Consider the following 437-nt stretch of genomic DNA (forward strand, 5'->3'; position numbering starts at 1 on the left):
CGCCATAGTTGAAGGCAATGACCAGCGTCAGCGCCTTGTTGCCGGCGGTGAGCGATTCGGCTTCCTGCAGCAGGCCCCTGATATCGGGCTGCAGCCCCGCCCTGTCGCCGACGATTCGCACTCGCACGCCGTTCTGATGCAGTTCGGCAAGGTCGCGACGGATAAACAGTTTCAACAGGCCCATCAGGTCGCTGACCTCGGATTTCGGCCGCGACCAGTTTTCCGACGAGAAGGCGTATACTGTCAGGAACGAGACGCGGAGGTCGGGCGCGGCGCGCACTGTCTTGCGCAAGGCCTCGACGCCCGCGCGATGGCCGGCAAGCCGCGGCATGCCGCGCGCCTTGGCCCAGCGTCCGTTTCCATCCATGATGATCGCGACATGCGCGGGCGTTGCCATGGTCTCGCTTTCGGGCCGGTGGAGAGCCGAACCCTAAACC

General features: G+C 65.0%; 1 protein-coding gene. It reads right to left on the bottom strand.

The features are described 5' to 3' along the window. Nucleotides 1-397: polyprenyl diphosphate synthase (gene uppS, locus EN781_RS33890; protein WP_127400795.1), on the bottom strand; the 397-nt coding region annotated here is incomplete at its 3' end. Nucleotides 398-437: the final 40 nt, after the last annotated feature.

This window comes from Mesorhizobium sp. M4A.F.Ca.ET.090.04.2.1, from assembly GCF_003999085.1.
In the GTDB taxonomy this organism is placed as follows: Bacteria; Pseudomonadota; Alphaproteobacteria; order Rhizobiales; family Rhizobiaceae; genus Mesorhizobium.